The organism is Gottfriedia sp. NPDC057991 (genome assembly GCF_042886615.1).
Lineage (GTDB): Bacteria > Bacillota > Bacilli > Bacillales > Bacillaceae_G > Gottfriedia.
In genome coordinates this window covers 1-21,670 of record NZ_JBHVQN010000012.1, presented here as the reverse complement: position 1 = coordinate 21,670, position 21,670 = coordinate 1, and the positions used below count along the sequence as shown (strand labels likewise).

Genomic DNA, 21,670 nt, shown 5'->3' with positions numbered 1-21,670 from the left:
TAAACTTAGTAAGTCTTAAGTCTTACAGTGAGGAAGTTTTTGTAAATGAAAATTGTTATATTCGAATATTCGACTCTTAATACAAAATGCCTCTATGATTTAGATAGAATTTATTATTTTTTTGTAAGATTAGATGTACAAACGCACCTCATTGATTAGAAATAAAAACGACTGTCAAAGATATGACAGTCGTTTACTTTTGTTATTTGATTAAAAATCAAAATTGTCAGGGTCTGGACCAACGCGGTGGTTTTGGTTCAGAGAGTTGATTTGGTTCATATCTTCTTCTGTTAGTTCAAAGTCGAAAATATTTGCGTTTTCTTGAATGCGATGTTCTTTGATTGATTTTGGAATGATTACAATACCGTTTTGTAAATGCCAACGTAATACAACTTGAGCAATTGATTTATTATGTTTGTTTGCTATTTGTGATAAGGTTTCATTTTCAAATAATTGTCCTTGCATTAATGGAGCCCATGCTTCTACTTGAATTGAATTTTCTTTTAAAAATTCTCTTAGTTCAACTTGACTTAACATTGGATGTAATTCAACTTGATTGATCATAGGCATTATTTCAGCATTCGCCATTACTTCTTTCAAGTGGTGAATTTGGAAGTTACTCATTCCAATTGCTTTTACTTTACCGTTTTTGTATAGTGTTTCAAGTGCTTTCCATGATTCAACATACTTACCTTCTACTGGCCAGTGGATTAAATATAGATCTAAATAATCAAGACCTAGTTTTTTCAAACTTAATTCGAAAGCATCAATAGTTGATTGGTAGCCTAGGTCAGCATTCCATACTTTTGATGTAATAAATAAGTCTTCACGTTTAAGACCATTTTCTTCAAGGGCTTCTCTAATTCCTTGCCCTACACCTTCTTCGTTTTGGTAGATTGCTGCAGTATCGATACTACGGTAACCATTTCGTATTGCCGCTTTTACAGAATCAATTACAACTTGTCCGTCTTCTACTTGGAAAACTCCTAACCCGATTACTGGCATTTCTAAGCCATTATTTAATTTAACTAATTTATTCATTTTTTATTTCCCCTGTTATTTATAATATTTTTAAAAATTTACTTTTTCTTTTCTAAAGAAGCGCTCCAAATACTTAGCAGAACCGCCCCAAAGACCATGATTCCACCAATCCACGGTGTATGAATCAAGCCGATTGTATCTACAACTAAACCGCCAATAAATGCTCCAATTGCAATACCTACGTTAAATGCTGCTATATTTAGCGCTGATGCAATATCTACAGCTGATGGGACATGCTTCTCTGCTAATTTCACAACATAAATTTGAAGACCAGGTACATTCATAAAAGCAAGTAAGCCTAAGAAGAAAATCGTTACAATTCCTACTAGTTTAAATGGTGCTGTAAATGATAGGATGATGAGCACAATTGCTTGAAAGGCAAACATCCACGTTAATGCTTTTAAAGGATTTTTATTAGCAGCCTTCCCACCGATCGTATTACCAAGTGCTACTGCAATTCCATAAACAAGTAAGATAATACTTATAGAGTTTGGAGCAAAGCCGGTAATTTTTTCAAGGATTGGTGACAAGTAAGTGAATGCTACAAACGTACCTCCATATCCTAATGCTGTAATAGCAAAAGCCAATAGTAGTGGTCTATTTTTTAAAACTTTCAGGTTATCACTTAATTTTGATGCTGGCGGTTGTTTAATTGTTTTCGGAACTAATATTGCAATTGCAATGATTGCAATCACACCTAATAATGCCACAGCTCCAAAAGTAGATCTCCAACCAAAATGCTGACCAATAAAAGTGCCTAATGGAACACCTGTTACAGTTGCAACAGTTAAGCCCGTAAACATAAATGCAATCGCACTTGCACGTTTGTTTTCAGGAACTACATCCGCTGCAATTGTTGAACCAATTGAAAAGAACACCCCATGTGAAAATGAAGTAATGATTCGAGCAACTAACAATAGGCCAAAACTAGTTGAAAAGGCAGCAACACTATTACCTACTATAAAAATAATCATTAAAAGCATTAATAACGATTTTCGACCAATCTTATTTGTTAATGCCGTTAAAATTGGTGCTCCAAAAGCAACACCCATAGCATATCCAGAAATTAATAATCCTGCTAATGTAATTGAAATTTTCAAATCACCAGCTAGAGTTGATAATAAACCAACGGGAACAAATTCAGTTGTTCCGATACCAAATGCACTAATGGCTAGAGCCATTAACGCAGGTGTGCCACTTTTTTTCTCTTGTATTTTAATCGAAGCAGCAGTCGAACTCATATAACTCCTCCTTGTGTTATAGTTATTTTTATTATTAGTTTGAATACAAAGAGACATGGCGCCTGAATAAAGTCTCTTCGTCATTCAAAACATAAATGAAATGAATTTGTAAAAGATTAACGTCTTCATCTATACATTTACTTTTTATAAATGTTTGTTAATCAATTAACTATTGTCATTATGCGCGATAGGATTGATTAAAAGAAGTATGTACTTTGAAGTGACATAGTTACTTTTTAGTAACATTTAAGTGAATAAAGGATTAAAACAGAGAAAAATTTACATTTTTTTTTGCCGAACTAGAAACTACACAGTTTGCCTAGAGAATGTTATGATATTTTAATCATTAAAAATATGTTGCGCAGGTTTTGATTAAAGTGAATGAAGGAGAGGAGAAAATGAAAAAATACAATATCCCAGTTGAGGCTTCCTTAGATGTGATCGGTGGTAAATGGAAGGTTGTAATTCTTTGTCATTTGACAAAAGGTACAAAAAGAACTTCTCAATTAAAAAAATTAATGCCGAACATTACTCAAAAAATGTTAACTCAGCAGCTAAAGGAATTACAGGAAGATAATATCGTTCACCGAAAAGTATTTAATCAGGTTCCTCCGAAAGTGGAATATTCCTTAACTGATTACGGATGGTCTTTAAAAGAGGTATTAGACTTACTGTGCTCTTGGGGAGAAAATCATATTGAACATATGTATCCTGACAAAAATGACGTTCTTCTTCCACCAGTAGAGGATGAGATAACCTTATAAAATAAAAAACTCCTTTTTAAGAAAGGAGTTTTTTTCTGCAATCTAATTAAAATCTACTTTTATTTTTTGTGCTTTCGCAATTACTTTATGTTGATCATCTAATACATCACTAGTTGTTAGTTCGATCCATTTTAGGCTAGGATCAGTATGATCGACTATAAATCCCATTGCACCTTTCTTTGAACTATTAGGATTGATTTCCCCACCTAAATATTCAATATAGAAGTCATCTTTAAATTCCTTTACTTCATTATTACTTGTCATCAAATGGGCAACTGGACCAAAGTGTAATTGTTTATCTAAGTGGTTAATGATTTCTACTTCAACCTTAATGAATCGAAAGCTTTCATAGCTTTCAGTATAATAATGGAAATAATCCATTAAAGAATACGTCGGTAAGTTTTTGATCAACTTAATCTGTTTAATTTTCATTTCGATCGGACCAATTGAGTAAGACTTATTTAATGAAGCAATCCCCTCTAAAGTTACTTCACCTTTCTCATCTTTGAGTGTTTGACCTTTAAGGCGTAGTCTTGTATCATCTGAAACCTGTGGATTTGGCACATATATATCGTTTAATGACTTTGCTTTACTTTTGGTTATTGTAGAGACTTTTTTTATGTTTTCTGCTGAAACAGTTGTTTTCTCCTTCTGATCTAAGCTACATCCTGAAAGCATTAAAGAAAGTAAAATAAATGGAATCAACTTTTTCATTTAAATCCCCTTTCATCCTTAAATCCCGTTAAATAAAGTTCATTTAACGGGATCTGATTTTTTACTTATTTACCATTCTTTAAAATTCTAAAGATGTTTTTCGCTTGGTCAGTATTATCAATTTTCCCTGCAAATAGTTGGCTACCAGGGCCATACGCATACACATTTACGTCTTCACCTGTGTGACCACCTGTCGTCCAACCAGTTACTGAACGATTATCAAAGATTGCTTCGATTGCATTATCGATCTCTAACATATTTTTTGAATCTGCCACTTTTATAACAGATTGAATTTCTTCAGGCTTCAATTCTAAGTTAATATTCGATTTTAATGTTTTTTCTACATCCGCACCTTTACTAATTTGTTCAGCCATGAAATCAGGAGTGCGTTTAGCTGCAGCAATCGGTGCCCCGTACCAATTGTAATCACCTTTTGCACCAATAGAATAGCCACCTGTTGAGTGGTCTGCAGTTGCAACGACTAATGTATGCTTGTCCTTTTTAGCAAATGCGATTGCAGCTTTAAAAGCTTTTTCAAAATCTTCCATTTCACTCATTGCTGCAACGATATCGTTATCATGTCCAGCCCAATCAATTTGACTACCTTCTACCATTAAAAAGAATCCATCTTTATCTCTGTTTAATTTCTCAATTGCTGTATTAGTCATATCGCTTAATGATGGCATTGAATCATCACGATCGATCATCTTTGGCATTCCGCCAGAAGCAAATAAGCCTAATACTTTATCGTTTTTATCCTTTAACATTTGGTTTTTATTCGTTACATAAGAGTAGCCATCTTTTTTAAATAACTTTGTTAAATCACGATCTTCTCTTACAAAGTTACTTAATCCACCACCAAGCATGACATCTATTTTATGTCCACCTTTAATTAGTTCATCATAGTAATCGTCCGCAATTGCATTCATATTTTTACGACTTACATCATGAGCTCCATAAGACGCTGGTGTGGCATGTGTAATTTCTGAAGTTGCTACAAGTCCAGTCGCTTTACCTTTTTCTTTTGCAGCCTCAAGAACTGTTTTTACTCTTGAGCCATCATTATCTACGCCAATTGCTGCATTATATGTTTTAACTCCCGCTGACATAGCTGTTGCCGCTGCCGCTGAGTCAGTAATGTTTTGCATTGGATCCTCAGGGTATGTCATTTGTTGCCCTACTAAGTAATGATCGAATTCCGTTTGTTCAACTTCCTTTGTTTTTGGATTATCTTTTAAATAACGATATGCTGTTGTGTATGAAACACCCATTCCATCCCCTATTAAAAAGATCACATTTCTAATTTCATTCTTGTTTGGTTCCTTAGCTTGTACTGTGTGATTTGCAAATGAACCAATAAACGAACCAAATGCCATCGTTGAAAGCACAGCCACTGGAATTAACTTTTTCTTAAATTTGTTTCTAAACATAAAAAAAACCTCCCGTAAATTAAAATTTCATTAGATTCAACTTCTTAATTTTAATGAAATTTTATTAATTTACTTTAGAGATTCTGTAAACTGAGTATAAAGAATTGTTTTAAAAAAATTAATTTTCTTAATTAAACTGAGAAGTTACAACCACTTCACAAATATCTCACAATTTTATACTAAAATGTCTAATGGAATAAAGTGTTTAATTTAACTAAGATAATAATAGTTCATAATTACAAGTTTTTACCTTATATTAAATTAAGCACAAATATTTACATAAAGAAGGAGATTTATATGAAAAAAGGTTTATCAATCGTTATTTTACTGCTATTTTTATTCCCAACAATGGCGAGTGCGCATACGAAGCTTGTTTCTTCTAATCCATCAAATGGGCAAGTGATCACCGAACCAATTAAACAAATTACACTTGAATTTGAAGAGGCTCTTGAGCAATTAGGTACAATCAAATTATATAAAGCTGGAACTGCTTCAGCTGTTACTAATGTTTCTATTAAAGATAATAAATTAATTGCTGATCTACCAATCGGTTTAGAAAATGGTGATTATAAGATCGAGTGGAAAGTAGTCAGTGAAGATGGTCATCCGGTAACAGGTCAAATTCCTTTCAAAGTGCAATTAAAGCAAGTTGAAACTAAAACGACAACTGAAACTAAAACAACTGACAAGGCAGTTAAGGATCAAACGCCAACTAAAGAAAAACAAAAAGAGGCTACTCCTAAAAAAGAAAGATCTAAATATCTTATTCCATTAATTGCAATCGGGCTATCTGGAATTGCATTAATGGTTGGTGGAGTTGTTCTTTGGAATAGAAAATGAGTTATATCGTTCCAATCACTGAGTTCATAACCTATATCCTTTATTCGATATTAGCAGGAAAGTTTGTATTAGATTTTGTACCATCAGATAAAAAACCAACGATCAGCATTTCGAAAAGTACTGTTTATTTGGTTATTGTCAGCATATTGTTCTTTTCACTATTTCCTGCTCTACGAATTATTACTTTTTTCCTAGATGATGTTCAACTTAAATCAGCCATTTATTCTGTTTTCATAAAAACAGCTGTGGGGAATGCATGGATCTACTCGAGTATGTTTGCCATTATGCTTGTCATTAATATTTTTAGCGATGGGAAAAAGTTTTTTAATTTCTTTTGGTTATTCATGATGATTTTAAGTATCGGTTATGCAGGTCATATTACCTCTATGAATTTTTGGACGGGTTTTATTTTTCAAAGTAGTCATTTTCTAATGGTTTCTATTTGGAGTGGAATTCTATTTAATGTCACTTGGCTAGCTAAAGATACAAATAATTATGGTAAATTCTTAAAATGGTTTACACCTTTAGCCATCATCTGCGTGTTAATTATTTTTATTAGTGGTGTAGTTTTAATGCTAGAAGTGGTTAATTTAAAAGATTATACGAATGCTTGGTTACTGCCATATGGACAAATGTTAATATTGAAGCACATTAGTATCATTCCTGTATTGTTTTTTGCTCTTTTTAATGGCGTACTAATGAGAAAATCCGTTGAAGATTCTTCAAATGGCATTCGTAGCTGGTTAAAGGCAGAGTATATTACCATTACACTTGTGTTCTTTTTTACGGCTGTAATGGGTACTAAATCACCGCCACATAATATTAGTTTGACTTTACAAAATGAGGGTCCGTCTAAATGGATTGAATGGATTATGGGGATTGATATTACCTTACCTATTAGAATAGCTTTTACTTTTACGGTAGAAGGTACAATGTTAATGAGTATGTCGATCATTTTCCTAGTGTTATTAGTCATCAGCTTTATTAAAAAAACAACAATCATGCTACCAATTGCATTTAGTCTTTGCTTTGTGATTACAATGTATCTTGGTCTAATGTTTAGCGTATCTATACAGTAAAAAAGATTGTACTATGTACAATCTTTTTTCACGCTGTTGAAAAACAACCTTGTCAATTAAATGACCAAATTTTCGTAAAAGGAGTAGAGTGATGTTGATTTCCACTACAGGATGCTCGCTTTCCATGGGGCGAGACCTGAGCCTCCTCGGCAAGCCTGCGGGGTCTCAGCCTTCCCGCTTATCCCATAGGAGTCGAGCACCCCTCCGTTCCAATCAACTTATTCATCAAAAAAAAGTATGCAATAAATCCAAATCAAATAGCCTTACTTAGAAAAACCTAACAGTTGTTTATTGATCAGTTTGTAGGTCAATTAATATCGAATTAATTAATAAACTAATCAAAAAAATTAGCTCATAATATTTTTTACTTCTGAAAAAAACAATTACTGGTGTTATTTGAATCATAAAATTGCTCATACATAATAAAATTTAAAACCATTAATAGATAAATCATCCAAAAAATTCATTTCATCATTAATAAATGTTCATTTAATGTCCGTTTTCTCTATTGAAGTTTTATATTTCAACACTCTAAAAAAAGATTGAACTATGTATTTTATTACAATCTTTTTTACTTTAGTATCTAGTTTTAACTTCCGTGTCTCCATTTAGTTGGCTTTCCTGATGAAGGGCAGTTAGGGAACTTTTGTCCTGCTTGTAATTCAATATGTTCCCCGTCTTTATCAGTATAATAGCCCGAGATCTTTACTGTTTCACCTGTATCATGTGTATGTCCAAATCCTTGATTATCCATCATAAACCTCCTTTTCAACTGAACTAGAATTACTTTTTCCTTCATCAAAGTTAATTATTCGATTCCTTCATCTTTTTTAAGATTTTTGCTTATCTTTCACGAATTTGTTTATCATGTACGATGTTTCTCCACTTTAAGTCACCTCGTTCTAGACCATGTATTAAAATTTCTGCAGTACCCATGTTCGTTGCTAAAGGAATTGAGTATACATCGCATAAACGTATTAATGCCAAAATATCTGGTTCATGCGGTTGCGCTGTAAGTGGATCGCGAAAGAAGATAACAATATCCATCAAATTCTTAGCTATTAAAGCACCGATTTCTTGATCTCCCCCAAGTGGTCCAGAGTTAAATCGATGTATTTTTAAATTTGTATTTTCCATTATTTTTGTTCCAGTTGTTCCTGTTGAATATAATTCATGTTTAGATAAAATAGACTCATATGCCATTGCAAAATTTACTAATTCTTTTTTCTTTTGATCGTGTGCAATGAAAGCAATTTTCAACGTCAACATTCCTCTCTTTTAGAAAAAATGGATTTCCAATTTCAGCAATTGTTTCGTATTAAACAATTTGAAACGACTCCATTCAAATTTAACCTTTTATATTTTTTTACTTCTTTGTATCGGTTATTCTGCTCTTGCAATTTAGTTTGATAAAATCCGGCTTATGCCTTTTTACTATTCATATTAGAAGATGGAATCCGAATAGTAAACGTACTTCCTTTTCCAACTTCACTATTTACTTGAATAGTTCCATTATGAATTTCCACGATCCATTTTGCAATTGCCAAGCCTAAACCATGGCTTCCAATTTGTCTAGATCTTGATTTATCAGATCGATAAAAACGGTCAAATATTCGAGCATGGTCTTCCGGTTTAATCCCAATACCAGTATCTATTACTTGTATGCATAGTTCATTTTCTTTATCCGAAAGAACTAACCGGACCTCTCCCCCAATAGGTGTATACTTAATCCCATTATCTATTAATATATATAAGAGCTGTGATAATTTTTCAGAGTCTCCCCTAGCAATTACATTCTCTGGAGCAGTTAAGTTTAAATTGATTTGTTTCGATGCTGCTAACGGTTGTAAAGAGACAATCGCCTTTTCTGCAATGGCGCGAAACTCGAACTTTTCTAATTTAATCTCAACTTGATCCGAATCTGAACGAGCTAAAGTTAATAATCCGCTTACTAAGTTTGTCATCCTTTTTACTTCGTCTTTCATATTAAATAAAAGCTTTCGAGAAAAATCATCTTTCTCTGTATCGATCGTCATTTCCATTGCATCAATCGACGATAACAAAACGCTTAATGGTGTCCTTAATTCATGAGAAGCATCTGCAACAAATTCGCGCTGTCGATTAAATGATTTAAAGATAGGGATCATCGCTTTTTTTGACATAAAAAAACTGATATATAGTGCAACTCCAGAAAATACGATTGTTAAGCCAACTAGTATGATGGCCACAAATTTGAATAAATGATAAACATCCGAAATATCTTTTCCAACATAGATTGTACCGATGAAATCACCTTTATAAAATAGTGGTTTACCTGAAACCATCAAACTAATCTCTTTTCGATCTGAAGGAACATGTATTTCATGATCATGGAATTTTCTCATGTCCTTTTCAAACTCTTCATGCTCTATTTTAATTTTTACCTTTCGGGTTTCATTCCCTTTAGGAATCCAACTTTTTATTTGCCCAAACAGCCTAGTCCTTATTTGCGGGATATCTTCCTGTCCCATTATTAATTCGCCATTTGGATTAACTACATAATAAAAAAATTGGTCCACACCTGCTAAAACTACTTCTTGGTTATCGTCGCTTAGGTTTCCTTGTTGATTTTGAGTCATATAATTTTCGATAATTTTTGCTTCTTGGCTAGCCAATGATTCCACTGTACGTCTTTGATCATTCATTATGACTACATATAACACTGCAAAGACTATGAAGATGAATATAATTAGAAAAAGCATGACAAGTCCGCTATATAGAACTGTTAAGCGATTTTGCGTACGCTTAAAAACATCCCTTCCTCCGCGATTTCGAAAATCACGTAAATAAGATATAAGATTAGTGATCAAATTTATATCCTACCCCTCTAATGCTTTGTAGCAAATCTTGTTTACCAAGCAAATCTAGTTTCTTTCGAAGAAGTTTAACAGTGGCATCAATCGTTTTCATTGCAACATCTGAATCAAATCCCCATACACGCTCCAAAATAATTTCACGAGGTAATACTTGACCTTTATTCTGTATTAAAAAATCAACTAATTGAAATTCTCGTGGGCTTAATTGTATTTCAGTATCTCCACCTCTGATTGATTGGCTTGTACGATTTAGAATCATATCACTAATAAGAATTTCTTCCTCTAATATAGGAGCATAATTACGCCTAGAAAGTGCTCTTAATCGAGCTAGTAGCTCATCAATTTCGAAAGGTTTAACTAAATAATCATCAGCTCCTGAATCCAGTCCTACAATGCGATCCTCTAAGGCGTCTTTAGCTGTAAGGATTAGAATCGCTCCTGAATATCCCTCTTTTCGTAACCTATGACACACTTCTATTCCTGTTCCTCCTGGCATCATCCAATCTAATATTAAGACATCATAATGGGTGTTCGTAGCGTAATAGTAAGCTTCTTCTCCTTCTGTAACCCACTCCACTTTATAACCTGCTTTTTTCTTAAGCATATAACTGATTAGCTCACCAAGTTTCAAATCATCTTCAGCTACTAGTATATTCATCATGAAAAATACTCCCTCGTTTTATATAAGTATCTCTATATTTTTCCCTTGTCTTCTTCATCTTTTCCATTTTCAAATCAATTATAAAATAAAAGGAAGCACCCGTTAATTAATACGGTGCTCCCCGATATTTCTTTTAGATCATGACCTTAGGCAGTTTCAACAGCGTGCTGTTTTAGCTTTTGTAGCTCTTTTTCTATTTCTTCGCTCATTACGTTATCTGTATATCCATTAGATAGGTTATTATGATATGCAAATTTATTTTGAGCTTGTACGTCTGCCTCCATCATAAGTATTCGATCCTCTGCACGCGAGATTCCATTTGCGATAGTTTCTGAATTAAATGAAACGGATGTTTGTTGAATTTGTTTTATTGATTTTGCAATATTTGCTCTAGAAACTAGTAATAGTCTCTTATGCAGATATTCATCATATTTACCTTTCAGTTCATCTAATTTTTCATAAAGTGACTGAGTTTGATTTTGAATTGTATTTAGCTGCTCTGTATAGAGGCTTAATTGTTTTTCATGAACAAGTTTTTCCTGTATTGCCAGTTTTGCAATGGAATCTTCTCCATTTTCAACTGCTAGCTTAGCTTGTCCACTTCTTTTGTTTACCAGCCCTTCTGTCTCCAAAATCAATGCTTTTTGCTTATTCTCGAGATAGATTTGACGAGAGAGTGCTTCTTGACCTTTCAACAGATCTTCTTCCATTTCTCTAATATATTGATTCAACATTGAGATTGGATCTTCTAAACCATCCAATGCTCCATTCACTTTAGCCAACGATATTGATTTCATTCTTTTAAAAATGCCCATTTTATTTATGCTCCTTTTTTGATAATAGATTTTTTTCCCATTTATCCAATAAATCTGCGTTTGTTCTGTTTACAGGTGTGTTAAAACTAGTTGTATCTAATGAAATTTGATTAACAGGTCTAGCTTGTCCCCTTTTAACTAACTTTTTAAAGATAAAAGCCACAACCGCAAATGCGATTAAAAGGAATAATACTAAACCAATCCAAGAAAAATCATGAAAATGGTGTGGACCATGCATCATCTGATGTGATCTAAATTCGTCTCGACCGCCTCTATCCATGAACATGGAATGTTGATAATCAGAAAAACGTTTTTCATGAAAACCACCTAGTAATCTAAGAAAAAACTGTACCCCTAAAACAAAAACTGCCGTTATAGAGACCCATGTAAATATTCTCTTTACTCTTTTATTCATGTTATTTCCCTCCTCTCATTTCTTAATAAATTGAATTCTAATAGTGTATGGTGAAATTATGGTGAAAACGAAAAATTAATTTTGTTCATCAAAAAAAGATAGGTAACAGATTTTCATCTGCTTTCCTATCTCTTCTGACATTCTACTTCCGGCAACGAGTAAAGCGAATTGGACTTGTAAAACTTCTGGAGAATAAGAAATAACTGCGACATAAATAGCTGGCAAAAACACCGTAATCATTAAAGCTATATAACGGATTGAAATAAAAAACTTCGACACAACAGTTAGTTCCACTGTATCATCCATCGATTTAAAAAAGTCGGAGAAAGTCGCAGGTCCAATTAGCGCCCATGGCGTTCCCTCAACAAGTAAAATTATTTTTCCTGTCGATAGATTAAATACGACTCGGTCTGGCCGCTCTGTAGTTAGAAAAAGAGGAAATAAACTCCACTTATTATTCATTAGTAATTTTTGAAGTTGACCGCAAGATTGCAATACATCAATATTTATGCCTTTAACTTTTTCTATGAGATGTTTGTATACATTACTATCTATTAAGTTCTCATCATATAATACAAGTACTTTTGTTTTTGATAGATTTCCTACAATGTAGTTTTCAACCTTTAAAGTGCTCTTTCTATATCGATTGCGAATCAAGTTTAAAGATACATCAATTTTTTCATTTAAACCGTCCTTTGGACCCTGCAACACATTTTCTTCAGTTGATACTCCAACGGAACTTGCACTAAATTCGCTAATCGTAATTGAGTAGTTTATTTCATCTAAATTTATAATAATATTTCCGTTTAGAATCTTTTCAATCATGACTGATTCTTCGGAAACGATCTCCCAATCATTCAATGTTTTAAGGTAGTTTTTATATAAAACAAATGATTCAAATTCATAAAAAGGTGTAATTAGAAGTTCAGTAATTTTATTCCCATCACATACTGAATTTAAATAGAAAAGAGTGATCGTTTTATTATATTTTTTTAGGCTACGTTTTTGAAAATCAATATTATTTTGAATTGATTTAAACTTCATATACATCACCTCTTTACTAATTTGTACGAATATCATGTGGATATTCGTAAATAATTGGCATTAAGTAAAACTATGTATGAAAATCAAATTTATAAATATCATCATTTGGTCAGGTAACGGAATTATGATTAGCATCTGAAAGTCATATTTTAGATGATGGATGAAGCGATTAAGGAAGCAATAAAAAAGAGGCTACTGTAAATTTTGAGTAGCCTCTTTTGATATTAAAATTCAACCAGATCCGGTTTTCTTATTACAACTCGCTCATCAACTTCACTAACATGAAAATCATCTTTTGTTGGAATGAAGTTTTCATCGTAAATTTTTATCATCATTTTTCACTCCTGCTCATTATTTAATAGTGAATTTTTCCATATCCTTAAGATGGATTGATTGGTATAGGTTTATTCTTAGTTTTTTAAAATTTTTGCTATTATCAAACTTCAGAAGTGGAGAAGCTTGGATGTGTCGTCATGTTCAAATAAAAAAGGACTAATGGTCATCACCACTAGTCCTGAGTATTTTATATATAAAGTTATTTAATTGGTTTTCTTATTACAACACGCTCATCAACTTCACTAACGTGAAAATCGTCTTTTGTAGGAATGATATTTTCATCATTAAACTTGATCATCATTTTCCACTCCCTGCTCAGTTTTTATTTTCAAATCTGGTTTTAATAAACTTTAAGATTACTAATTTGATTATTCAACTGTAACTGATTTTGCTAGATTACGTGGTTTATCAACATCACAACCACGATGTAAAGCAGCATAGTAAGAGATTAATTGTAATGGTACGACTGAAAGGATTGGTGATAATTCTTCTTGTACTTTAGGTAAAATGAAGCGATCGCCTTCCATATTTAATCCTTCCATTGAAATGATACAAGGGTTAGCTCCACGAGCAACAACCTCTTTTACATTTCCACGAATGTTTAAGTTTACTGATTCTTGTGTTGCTAATGCGAAGATTGGAGTCCCTTCTTCGATTAGAGCAATTGTTCCGTGTTTTAACTCTCCACCAGCAAATCCTTCTGCTTGGATGTAAGAAATTTCTTTTAGTTTTAATGCGCCTTCTAAGCAAACGAAGTAATCTACGTTTCGACCAATGAAGAATGCATTACGAGTTGTAGCTAAATATTCTGTAGCAATTTTTTCAAACTCTTCTTTTTGGTTTGTAATTGATTCCATTGCATTTGCTACAATTCCAAGTTCTTTAACTAGGTTAAAGTTAACCGTTTTTCCTTTTTCTTTTGCAAGAGCATTTGCAACAACTGCAAGTACTGCTAATTGTGCAGTGTAAGCTTTCGTTGATGCAACAGCGATTTCAGGACCTGCGTGTAAAGGAAGAGTGAAATCAGCCTCACGTGATAATGTTGATCCTGGAACGTTTGTAAGTGTAATTGCTTTATGACCTAATTTATTTGTTTGTACTAGACATGCTCTACTATCAGCAGTTTCACCGCTTTGTGAAATGTAAATGAATAATGGTTTTTCTGAAAGCAGTGGCATATTGTAAGAGAATTCACTTGCAACATGTACTTCTACAGGTACTCCCGCCATTTTTTCAATAAATTGTTTTCCAACAAGTCCAGCATGATAACTAGTTCCACAAGCAACAATATATAATCTATCAGCTTCTGCTAAAGCTGCTTTAATTTCTGAGTTGATTACAAGCTCGCCATTTTCATCTTGGTACTTTTGGATAATATTACGGATTACTAAAGGTTGCTCATCTGTTTCTTTTAACATGAAGTGAGGGTAAGTACCTTTTTCGATATCGCTAGCATCAATTTCTGCAGTATATGGAGAACGTTCTTTAACATTTCCGTTAAGATCCATTAATTGAACGTGATCTTTAGTAACTGTAATAACCTCTTTATCCATTAATTCAATAAATCGATCAGTAATTTGTAACATTGCCATCGCATCAGATGCAATAACATTAAATTCTTCACCAACACCAACTAGTAATGGACTTTTGTTTTTTGCTACATAAATTACGTCATCGTTTTGTTTATCTAATAATGCAATTGCATAAGAACCTTTTAGAAGCTTAAGTGTTTCTCTAAAAGCATCAAGAACAGATAAACCTTTTTTAATATGAAGTTCAACTAACTGAACAATTACTTCAGTATCTGTATCACTTGTAAATTCAATATCATTTAAATAATCGTTTTTTAATTGTACATCGTTCTCGATAACGCCGTTATGAACAAGTGTAAAACGTTCAGTAGAGCTTTGGTGAGGATGCGCATTACGTTTACTTGGAGCACCATGTGTTGCCCATCTTGTGTGACCAATTCCAACGTTTCCGTCCGTTTTTGTAGGGATTGATTTACGTAAAACTGCAATTCTACCTTTTTCTTTATAAACTTCTACACCATTGTCAGTTAAAAGAGAAATCCCAGCAGAATCGTAACCACGATACTCTAATTTCTCTAAACCTTTTAATAAAATTTCTTTCGCATTATCATTTCCAATATATCCAACGATTCCACACATAATAACTATTGCTTAGTAAGTCCTAAAACAAGACATACAAAAATGTATAGGAATGGAACACTGTTTTCCTAACCGTTTAACTATTTAATTTTCTATTCCCTCGTCATGTTTAATAATGGTAGAGGACTTACAAGCAATATCCACCTACCTTTCATATTCCGCTCATTAGCGAGTTCATTTTTTTGTTTTAAACGGTGTATCAGATTATTTACGTTTGTGCACACAGTCACCTATGTGTTTTACATAAATAATTTCGGTTGTGATACAGCAACCGGGAGTCATCCGCCGAAACTTCGATAAAACTCCACCTCGTCAACTACACATTCTCGTCTAGTGTAGTTCTGGCGCTTTTTTAATACTTTATTATTTCTATACTCCTTCCCCGTTAGGAAAACAATAAAACAACTATACTATACTGTATTAAAAGTGGTCAACAAAAATATGTTGAAAAAAATTATAGAATAGCTGTATATAATAAAAATATGCATAGACTTACACAAAAGTGCTCATCAATGCATATTTTTTAAATTTATATTATTCTCCAACTTCCTCTTTTACAACAGCAACAATACGTTCTACATATTGTTTACATTCTGCCTCAGAAGGAGCCTCAGCCATTACACGAATAAGTGGTTCAGTACCAGAAGGACGAACTAAAATACGACCATTGCCGTTCATTTCTTCTTCTACTTCTGAAATGATTGCTTTAATGCGCTCATTATTAAGTGCTTCATTTTTATCTGTAACACGAACATTAATTAATAATTGTGGATACTTTTTCATTTCTCCAGCTAATTGTGATAAAGTTTTACCTGTTTCTTTAACAATACTTACGAGCTGAATCGCACTTAACATACCATCACCAGTCGTAATATGATCTAAAAAGATGATGTGTCCAGATTGCTCACCGCCAAGATTGAAGCCATTCTTTCTCATCTCTTCCATTACATAACGGTCTCCAACACCTGTAACTGCACTTTTCATGCCATTCGTTTCTACTGCTTTGTAGAAGCCTAAGTTACTCATAACAGTTGATACGATTGTGTTTTGTTTTAGACGACCTTTTTCATTTAAATATTTTGCACAAATATACATTATTTGGTCACCATCAACGATTTCACCATTTTCATCGATTGCAATTAGACGATCTCCATCTCCATCAAATGATAAACCGATGTCAGCACCTTTTTCCTTTACAAGAGATGCTAAAGCTTCAGGATGTGTAGAACCTACGCCATCATTTATATTAAATCCATTAGGATTCGTTCCCATTGTAACAATATCTGCTTCTAAATCTGCGAATAAATATGGCGCTAATGAAGAAGTAGCACCGTGTGCACAATCTAGAGCAACTAATAGGCCTGAGAAATCTTCATCAATTGTGTTTTTAAGGAAATGTAGGTATTTTTGACCACCTTCAAAGTAATCACTAACTTGACATAAATCATTTCCAGTTGGTCTTGGTAAACGGTCAACTTCTGCATCCATTAGTTCTTCAATTTCATCTTCTTGCTCATCCAACAATTTAAAACCGTCTGGACCAAAAAACTTAATCCCATTATCTGCAACAGGATTATGCGAAGCTGAAATCATAACACCAGCTTGTGCACCAAGTGCCTTTGTTAAATAGGCAACACCTGGAGTAGAAATAACCCCTAATCTCATAACTTCAGCACCAATTGATAATAAACCTGCAACTAGTGCTCCTTCAAGCATATGTCCTGATACACGTGTGTCACGCCCAACAATAATTTTAGGTTTGACATTATTTTTTGTTAATACATAACCGCCACAGCGTCCAATTTTATATGCTAATTCTGGAGTTAACTCTTTATTTGCAACTCCTCGTACACCATCAGTACCAAAATATTTACCCATTTTAACTCTCCTTCTAATTCGATGACTGTCCTACATCGCCTGAATTCTCATTTTCATCAGTTTGAGCAGATTTTTTATCAGTAATTTCAATCGTTATTGTATCAAACTCTAAACTATATATAGCTCCTTTTGGGCCGGTAATAGTAAGCGCTACATCTCTAGTTCCTGGTTCTAGTCCATTAACTTTTGCTGTAATATTTAAATCGCTTGGATTAATCGCATCCAAGTCTTCCTTAAATCCCTTAGCAGTAACTACTACTTTTCCTAAAGGAGGCTTAGTAAACTTATATTCAAATTGATTATTTTCACCCACTAAATTAATAGGGATATTGCTAAATTTCTTTTCCATTTCTTGATCAAAATTAACGTCTACATTAATTGTGCTTGAGTCAACTCTAAATGCTCCATTTGGAGTAGGTACATTAACTTCATATGTACCACTTTGATCAAATGAAGATATGTCTACTGGCACTTCTATTGGTCCATTAAACTTGTCCAACCAGTCTTTAGACGCATAAATTCTTACTGCATTAACATCACTAGCAAGACTACTTAGTTTTAAACCATCCTTAAGTGTTCCTGTTTGCACTAACTTGATCGGGTAGCTAGCACTTTCAGAAACAATAGGGACAGTTACTTCAACTCTTCTTGGACTTGTAATGAACGGAAGTTGAACACCTTTTTTATTGTATAATTTAACAGGTAACACCTGACTAAATGTCTGATTCGCATCAGTAACATCTACACCAACACTTGCATATGCCACTTGTGACACTTCATATCTTGATCCTACTATTGTAACTAAACCTGGTTTAACAATTGCATTTTCTGCCTTATAGCCATGTTTAATCTTTTTTTCATTTAGATAATCAACTTTAACTGAAACTTTCTTTTCAATTTTTTCATTAATTGTTACTCTAACTGTTCTTGGTTTAATAGTTGCTTTTATTTTATCTGAAATATTTCTAATTTTTAAAGGAACCTCATATGTACCTAAAGCATAAGAAGTTAAATCCAAATATACTTCAAAATCCTTCTTCATTTCAGCTGTTTTTACAATGCTATTAGGTCCATCTAATTGCACTGAAACATTCTTTGGAATTCCAGTTACAATTAGATTGTGCTGATCATAAATAGGCGTTACTGGTACATTTCGTACTAATTCTTTATTATTAACAAACGGTATGTCTCCTAAGCCCGATGTACTTGATTGTGGGACTAGATTGACAGACATAAAAAGTAATAATGTTACTAATAAGGCGATTCCTCTTAATATCCAACGATTATCCATAAAATTATCCATTACGTTTCACCTTCCAATTCCATTTAGATGTAGTGGACTCTTCTGGTGATTTTAGTTCAGTATTCAATAAATTTATAAGCTCGTCTTTTGATAATTCTCTGTAGAGATTTCCGTTCCTTGCTACTGAAACTGCACCTGTTTCCTCGGAAACTACAATCGTAATACTGTCAGTAACTTCACTAATCCCAACTGCAGCTCGATGTCTCGTTCCTAATTCCTTTGATATAAATGCACTTTCAGATAAAGGTAAGTAACAGGCTGCCGCTGTAATCTTTTCACCTTGTATAATTACCGCTCCGTCATGTAGAGGTGTATTTGGTATAAAGATATTAATCAATAACTCTGATGATAAATTAGCATTCATTCGAATACCGGACTCTATATAGTCACCCATACCTGTTTGTCTCTCAAATGATATAAGTGCACCTATTCTTCGTTTAGCCATGTATTCAGTGGCTTTCGCAATGTTCTCAACAATATCATTTCGGTCATTAATCCCACTACCTGTCGTCCTAGAGAAGAAACGACCACGTCCAAGCTGTTCTAGTGCTCTCCTTAATTCTGGTTGGAAGATAATAATAACCGCCAAGAATCCCCATGTTAATGCTTGATCCATTAAAAATTGTAAAGTATGCAAGCCAAATAGGCTGCTTAATACTTTTACGACAATAATGATTGTTACACCCTTTAAGAGTTGGACTGCCTTCGTCCCTTGAATAATGATAATTAATCTATAAATAACAAACCAAACTATTAGTATGTCTAATCCATTCTGTAAGTACTGTAAAAAATTTATATGTAAAGAAGGCATCTTTTACCCTCCAAATTCTATAGAATAAAACTGTATCTTGAGTATTATACCATATTTTTGCAATACACAAAATTTGTGAGTTATGAATTATATATATTGGTTCTCTAATTTCGTAGAAGAATAACCAACAATTAATTCTTTTTGAAGGACAGTTCCCCACCTTTTTTTGATAAAAACAAAAAAAGCTAGCGAATGCTAGCTTTTTGTTGTTGAAATAATTATAGTAACTTCTCACCTAATAATGAGCCTATTAATGCAACGGCTACGATTGCTGTTCGATTTCTTTCATCTAATATTGGATTAACTTCTACGAATTCAATTGAAGTAATAATATCAGCATCAGATAACATTTCCATCGCTAAGTGACCTTCTCTATAAGTGATTCCTCCAGGAACAGGTGTACCAACACCAGGAACGTGAATTGGATCTAGGCCATCAAGATCTAATGATAAGTGTACACCGTCACACCCTTTCAAGTGGTCAATGCTTTCTTCCATTACTTTTGTCATTCCTAATTTGTCAATTTCATGCATTGTATAAACTTTAATTCCTAATTCTTTAATAATTGCTCTTTCGCCTTCATCAAGATCACGTGCGCCAATAATGATTACGTTCTCTGGTTTTACTTTAGGGAAGTAACCACCTATTTTCGTTAATAAGTCGTGACCATGACCTAATGACACAGCTAAAGACATACCATGAATGTTACCAGAAGGAGATGTTTCAGCAGTATTTAAATCTCCATGTGCATCAAACCAAATTAATCCAAGATTATTATAATGTTTTGATACACCTGCTAATGTACCGATTGCAATACTATGATCACCGCCAAGTACTAGTGGCATTCTGTTTCTTTTAATAACTTCATCAACTTCAGCAGCAAGCTTTTCACATGTTTCTTTTACAGATTTTAAGTTCTTTAAATTATGTTCTGAATCATCTTCTTTAACTGGTGTACGTTCTACTAAAATATCGCCTAAGTCTTCTACTTGATAAGACATTCTTTCAATACGTTCGTGCAACTGTGCATATCTAATTGCACTTGGCCCCATATCTACCCCACGTCTAGTTTGTCCTAAATCTAATGGTACTCCAATAATTGAAATATCTTTTAACATTTTTATTTCCCCCATCGACTGAATTCATAAAAGAAAACGCTTACTTGTTTTTGAAAAAATATAATTTTTTGACTGTTAAAGTTATTAATTATATTAATAGTTTAAATCTTTTGAAACAAATGGGTCAACTCGACATTTTTTTGTATACATATGCATTTTGAGCTTATTAAATGCTATATCATATGATTATATATAACAAAAAACCTTAGTCAAATGACTAAGGTTTAACTTTATGTATATTGGTGGAGCCTAGCGGGATCGAACCGCTGACCTCCTGCGTGCAAGGCAGGCGCTCTCCCAGCTGAGCTAAGGCCCCACTATTTAAATATATGCGAATGGAGCGGAAGACGGGGCTCGAACCCGCGACCCCAACCTTGGCAAGGTTGTATTCTACCACTGAACTACTTCCGCACATAAAAAAAAAGAGTGAGCCATGAAGGATTCGAACCTTCGACCCTCTGATTAAAAGTCAGATGCTCTACCTACTGAGCTAATGGCTCGTAATAAATTACGATTAAATAAAAAATGGCTGGGCTACCTGGATTCGAACCAGGGCATGACGGAATCAAAATCCGTTGCCTTACCGCTTGGCTATAGCCCAACAATAAATGGTGGAGGGGGACGGATTCGAACCGCCGAACCCACAGGGAGCGGATTTACAGTCCGCCGCGTTTAGCCACTTCGCTACCCCTCCGGTATTTATTAAATTAGATGGTGGAGGATGACGGGCTCGAACCGCCGACCCCCTGCTTGTAAGGCAGGTGCTCTCCCAGCTGAGCTAATCCTCCGTAATATAAATGGTGACCCGTACGGGACTCGAACCCGTGTTACCGCCGTGAAAGGGCGGTGTCTTAACCGCTTGACCAACGGGCCAGTACAACTTTTCCTAAGCTTCCAACCGGGCTCGAACCGGTGACCTCTTCCTTACCATGGAAGTACTCTGCCTGCTGAGCTATGGAAGCATTAAGTTAAAAATGGCTCCGCAGGTAGGGTTCGAACCTACGACCACTCGGTTAACAGCCGAGTGCTCTACCACTGAGCTACTGCGGAATAATCTTAAAACCAAGCGACGTTCTACTCTCACAGGGGGAAACCCCCAACTACCATCGACGCTGAAGAGCTTAACTGCCGTGTTCGGTATGGGAACGGGTGTG

Annotated in this window: 19 protein-coding genes, 9 tRNA genes and 1 rRNA gene; 3 read left to right on the top strand and 26 right to left on the bottom strand. The window is 34.0% G+C overall.

What is annotated here, in order from left to right; all coding sequences use genetic code 11:
- Positions 1 to 210 precede the first annotated feature (210 nt).
- Both ACFVR2_RS24430 and ACFVR2_RS24425 read right to left on the bottom strand, forming a co-directional pair.
- Positions 211 to 1,041, bottom strand: coding sequence for an aldo/keto reductase (locus tag ACFVR2_RS24430; protein WP_387367973.1), 831 nt, complete (start codon positions 1,039 to 1,041; stop codon positions 211 to 213).
- Between the two features lie 38 nt (positions 1,042 to 1,079).
- Entirely contained in the window at positions 1,080 to 2,282 is a 1,203-nt protein-coding gene (locus ACFVR2_RS24425; RefSeq protein ID WP_387367970.1) for an MFS transporter, read from the bottom strand.
- A gap of 398 nt (positions 2,283 to 2,680) precedes the next feature.
- On the opposite strand from ACFVR2_RS24425, the gene ACFVR2_RS24420 reads away from it, so the two are divergent.
- On the top strand, positions 2,681 to 3,046 hold the full coding sequence (locus tag ACFVR2_RS24420; RefSeq protein ID WP_387367967.1) for a winged helix-turn-helix transcriptional regulator: 366 nt from the start codon (positions 2,681 to 2,683) through the stop codon (positions 3,044 to 3,046).
- A gap of 42 nt (positions 3,047 to 3,088) precedes the next feature.
- On the opposite strand, the gene ACFVR2_RS24415 is transcribed toward ACFVR2_RS24420, so the two are convergent.
- Positions 3,089 to 3,760, bottom strand: coding sequence for an META domain-containing protein (locus ACFVR2_RS24415; protein ID WP_387367964.1), 672 nt, complete (start codon positions 3,758 to 3,760; stop codon positions 3,089 to 3,091).
- A 65-nt stretch (positions 3,761 to 3,825) separates the two neighbouring features.
- Positions 3,826 to 5,190 (bottom strand): alkaline phosphatase, encoded by a 1,365-nt coding sequence (locus tag ACFVR2_RS24410; RefSeq protein WP_387367961.1) that lies wholly within the window; start codon positions 5,188 to 5,190, stop codon positions 3,826 to 3,828.
- Between the two features lie 297 nt (positions 5,191 to 5,487).
- On the opposite strand from ACFVR2_RS24410, the gene ACFVR2_RS24405 reads away from it, so the two are divergent.
- A complete protein-coding gene (locus ACFVR2_RS24405) occupies positions 5,488 to 6,030 on the top strand; it encodes a copper resistance CopC family protein (protein ID WP_387367958.1) in 543 nt (180 codons plus the stop codon).
- The gene (locus tag ACFVR2_RS24400; protein WP_387367955.1) at positions 6,027 to 7,109 is read left to right on the top strand and encodes a copper resistance D family protein; all 1,083 of its coding nucleotides are present in this window, start codon (positions 6,027 to 6,029) and stop codon (positions 7,107 to 7,109) included. Before ACFVR2_RS24405 ends, ACFVR2_RS24400 begins: the two co-directional genes overlap by 4 nt.
- 589 nt (positions 7,110 to 7,698) lie before the next feature.
- On the opposite strand, the gene ACFVR2_RS24395 is transcribed toward ACFVR2_RS24400, so the two are convergent.
- The 22 genes from ACFVR2_RS24395 to rrf all read right to left on the bottom strand — a co-directional run.
- Positions 7,699 to 7,863, bottom strand: a complete 165-nt coding sequence (locus ACFVR2_RS24395; protein WP_387367952.1) for a hypothetical protein — start codon at positions 7,861 to 7,863, stop codon at positions 7,699 to 7,701.
- A gap of 89 nt (positions 7,864 to 7,952) precedes the next feature.
- Positions 7,953 to 8,369 (bottom strand): methylglyoxal synthase, encoded by a 417-nt coding sequence (mgsA, locus tag ACFVR2_RS24390; protein ID WP_097978524.1) that lies wholly within the window; start codon positions 8,367 to 8,369, stop codon positions 7,953 to 7,955.
- 161 nt (positions 8,370 to 8,530) lie between these two features.
- Complete coding sequence (locus tag ACFVR2_RS24385) at positions 8,531 to 9,958, bottom strand: sensor histidine kinase (protein ID WP_387367949.1); 1,428 nt, start codon at positions 9,956 to 9,958, stop codon at positions 8,531 to 8,533.
- Complete coding sequence (locus ACFVR2_RS24380) at positions 9,948 to 10,622, bottom strand: response regulator transcription factor (RefSeq protein WP_387368040.1); 675 nt, start codon at positions 10,620 to 10,622, stop codon at positions 9,948 to 9,950. The genes ACFVR2_RS24385 and ACFVR2_RS24380 overlap by 11 nt, the downstream gene beginning before the upstream one ends.
- A gap of 149 nt (positions 10,623 to 10,771) precedes the next feature.
- On the bottom strand, positions 10,772 to 11,440 hold the full coding sequence (locus tag ACFVR2_RS24375) for a PspA/IM30 family protein (protein WP_387367946.1): 669 nt from the start codon (positions 11,438 to 11,440) through the stop codon (positions 10,772 to 10,774).
- A 1-nt stretch (position 11,441) separates the two neighbouring features.
- A complete protein-coding gene (locus ACFVR2_RS24370) occupies positions 11,442 to 11,855 on the bottom strand; it encodes a hypothetical protein (protein WP_387367943.1) in 414 nt (137 codons plus the stop codon).
- 75 nt (positions 11,856 to 11,930) lie between these two features.
- Positions 11,931 to 12,899, bottom strand: a complete 969-nt coding sequence (locus ACFVR2_RS24365; RefSeq protein WP_387367940.1) for a spore germination protein — start codon at positions 12,897 to 12,899, stop codon at positions 11,931 to 11,933.
- 704 nt (positions 12,900 to 13,603) lie between these two features.
- On the bottom strand, positions 13,604 to 15,406 hold the full coding sequence (gene glmS / locus ACFVR2_RS24360) for a glutamine--fructose-6-phosphate transaminase (isomerizing) (RefSeq protein WP_387367937.1): 1,803 nt from the start codon (positions 15,404 to 15,406) through the stop codon (positions 13,604 to 13,606).
- A 534-nt stretch (positions 15,407 to 15,940) separates the two neighbouring features.
- Entirely contained in the window at positions 15,941 to 17,284 is a 1,344-nt protein-coding gene (glmM, locus tag ACFVR2_RS24355) for a phosphoglucosamine mutase (protein ID WP_387367934.1), read from the bottom strand.
- A 13-nt stretch (positions 17,285 to 17,297) separates the two neighbouring features.
- Entirely contained in the window at positions 17,298 to 18,587 is a 1,290-nt protein-coding gene (locus ACFVR2_RS24350) for a CdaR family protein (RefSeq protein WP_387367931.1), read from the bottom strand.
- Positions 18,580 to 19,398 carry a diadenylate cyclase CdaA gene (gene cdaA, locus ACFVR2_RS24345; RefSeq protein WP_097978505.1) on the bottom strand — a complete coding sequence of 273 codons (819 nt, stop codon included), beginning with the start codon at positions 19,396 to 19,398 and terminating at the stop codon, positions 18,580 to 18,582. The genes ACFVR2_RS24350 and cdaA overlap by 8 nt, the downstream gene beginning before the upstream one ends.
- Before the next feature lie 218 nt (positions 19,399 to 19,616).
- The gene (rocF, locus tag ACFVR2_RS24340) at positions 19,617 to 20,516 is read right to left on the bottom strand and encodes an arginase (RefSeq protein ID WP_387367927.1); all 900 of its coding nucleotides are present in this window, start codon (positions 20,514 to 20,516) and stop codon (positions 19,617 to 19,619) included.
- 240 nt (positions 20,517 to 20,756) lie between these two features.
- Positions 20,757 to 20,832: transfer RNA gene (locus tag ACFVR2_RS24335), tRNA-Ala, on the bottom strand.
- A gap of 20 nt (positions 20,833 to 20,852) precedes the next feature.
- Positions 20,853 to 20,927 (bottom strand) — tRNA-Gly (locus tag ACFVR2_RS24330).
- A 16-nt stretch (positions 20,928 to 20,943) separates the two neighbouring features.
- Positions 20,944 to 21,016 (bottom strand) — tRNA-Lys (locus ACFVR2_RS24325).
- A 26-nt stretch (positions 21,017 to 21,042) separates the two neighbouring features.
- Positions 21,043 to 21,117, bottom strand: a tRNA-Gln gene (locus tag ACFVR2_RS24320).
- A gap of 8 nt (positions 21,118 to 21,125) precedes the next feature.
- A tRNA-Tyr gene (locus tag ACFVR2_RS24315) sits at positions 21,126 to 21,210 on the bottom strand.
- An 18-nt stretch (positions 21,211 to 21,228) separates the two neighbouring features.
- Positions 21,229 to 21,304 (bottom strand) — tRNA-Val (locus tag ACFVR2_RS24310).
- Between the two features lie 10 nt (positions 21,305 to 21,314).
- Positions 21,315 to 21,389 (bottom strand) — tRNA-Glu (locus tag ACFVR2_RS24305).
- A gap of 16 nt (positions 21,390 to 21,405) precedes the next feature.
- Positions 21,406 to 21,478: transfer RNA gene (locus tag ACFVR2_RS24300), tRNA-Thr, on the bottom strand.
- 13 nt (positions 21,479 to 21,491) lie between these two features.
- Positions 21,492 to 21,566 (bottom strand) — tRNA-Asn (locus ACFVR2_RS24295).
- 11 nt (positions 21,567 to 21,577) lie between these two features.
- Positions 21,578 to 21,670, bottom strand: a 5S ribosomal RNA gene (gene rrf / locus ACFVR2_RS24290); the annotation flags it as partial.

Coding starts and splice junctions, on each gene's coding strand:
- ACFVR2_RS24430 (WP_387367973.1), bottom strand. CDS start 1,041: ATGAATAAATTAGTTAAATTAAATAATGGCTTAGAAATGCCAGTAATC.
- ACFVR2_RS24425 (WP_387367970.1), bottom strand. CDS start 2,282: ATGAGTTCGACTGCTGCTTCGATTAAAATACAAGAGAAAAAAAGTGGC.
- ACFVR2_RS24420 (WP_387367967.1), top strand. CDS start 2,681: ATGAAAAAATACAATATCCCAGTTGAGGCTTCCTTAGATGTGATCGGT.
- ACFVR2_RS24415 (WP_387367964.1), bottom strand. CDS start 3,760: ATGAAAAAGTTGATTCCATTTATTTTACTTTCTTTAATGCTTTCAGGA.
- ACFVR2_RS24410 (WP_387367961.1), bottom strand. CDS start 5,190: ATGTTTAGAAACAAATTTAAGAAAAAGTTAATTCCAGTGGCTGTGCTT.
- ACFVR2_RS24405 (WP_387367958.1), top strand. CDS start 5,488: ATGAAAAAAGGTTTATCAATCGTTATTTTACTGCTATTTTTATTCCCA.
- ACFVR2_RS24400 (WP_387367955.1), top strand. CDS start 6,027: ATGAGTTATATCGTTCCAATCACTGAGTTCATAACCTATATCCTTTAT.
- ACFVR2_RS24395 (WP_387367952.1), bottom strand. CDS start 7,863: ATGGATAATCAAGGATTTGGACATACACATGATACAGGTGAAACAGTA.
- ACFVR2_RS24380 (WP_387368040.1), bottom strand. CDS start 10,622: ATGAATATACTAGTAGCTGAAGATGATTTGAAACTTGGTGAGCTAATC.
- ACFVR2_RS24375 (WP_387367946.1), bottom strand. CDS start 11,440: ATGGGCATTTTTAAAAGAATGAAATCAATATCGTTGGCTAAAGTGAAT.
- ACFVR2_RS24370 (WP_387367943.1), bottom strand. CDS start 11,855: ATGAATAAAAGAGTAAAGAGAATATTTACATGGGTCTCTATAACGGCA.
- ACFVR2_RS24365 (WP_387367940.1), bottom strand. CDS start 12,899: ATGAAGTTTAAATCAATTCAAAATAATATTGATTTTCAAAAACGTAGC.
- glmS (WP_387367937.1), bottom strand. CDS start 15,406: ATGTGTGGAATCGTTGGATATATTGGAAATGATAATGCGAAAGAAATT.
- glmM (WP_387367934.1), bottom strand. CDS start 17,284: ATGGGTAAATATTTTGGTACTGATGGTGTACGAGGAGTTGCAAATAAA.
- ACFVR2_RS24350 (WP_387367931.1), bottom strand. CDS start 18,587: ATGGATAATTTTATGGATAATCGTTGGATATTAAGAGGAATCGCCTTA.
- cdaA (WP_097978505.1), bottom strand. CDS start 19,398: ATGCCTTCTTTACATATAAATTTTTTACAGTACTTACAGAATGGATTA.
- rocF (WP_387367927.1), bottom strand. CDS start 20,516: ATGTTAAAAGATATTTCAATTATTGGAGTACCATTAGATTTAGGACAA.